The 447-nt window shown below is 51.5% G+C and carries 1 protein-coding gene; it reads right to left on the bottom strand.

Annotated features, from left to right (window positions below; genetic code table 11):
* Nucleotides 1–134 precede the first annotated feature (134 nt).
* A partial coding sequence (locus ACTHUR_RS20875; RefSeq protein WP_440400714.1) for an alpha-isopropylmalate synthase regulatory domain-containing protein occupies nucleotides 135–447 on the bottom strand: 313 nt, incomplete at its 5' end.

Here is a 447-nt window from a genome sequence, read left to right as displayed (position 1 = left end):
GGTAAACGGCGTATTGTCCGTCGAACAAGATAGGCTGCTGAAACTTCAATAACCGAGCTGGTTCTTCGGACTAATAAAAAAGCCGTCTGAAACGTATTACAACGTTTTCAGACGGCCTTTACTTGTTCAAAGCATTAAATCATGCCTCTGCCTTGCGCTTTTGGCTTGGCTTGGCCGAATTCCAGTTTGCTCAATGCGGAGAGGTAGGCCTTGGCAGTTGCCACCAATACGTCGGTATCCGCACCTTGGCCGTTGACCACACGGTCGCCGCGTTGCAGGCGGACGGAAGTTTCGCCTTGGCTTTCCGTGCCTTGAGTTACCGCATTGACAGAGTAAATCTGCAAGGTTGCGCCACTTTGTGCCACGCTTTCAATGGCTTTGAAGATGGCATCAACAGGGCCTGAGCCGCTAGCGGAAGCGTGTTTTTCTTCGCCGCGAATACTGAAC

This window comes from Neisseria sp. P0021.S007, from assembly GCF_051956855.1.
Note: the sequence above shows the minus strand (reverse complement) of the source record. Positions and strands in the feature narration are given on the sequence as shown.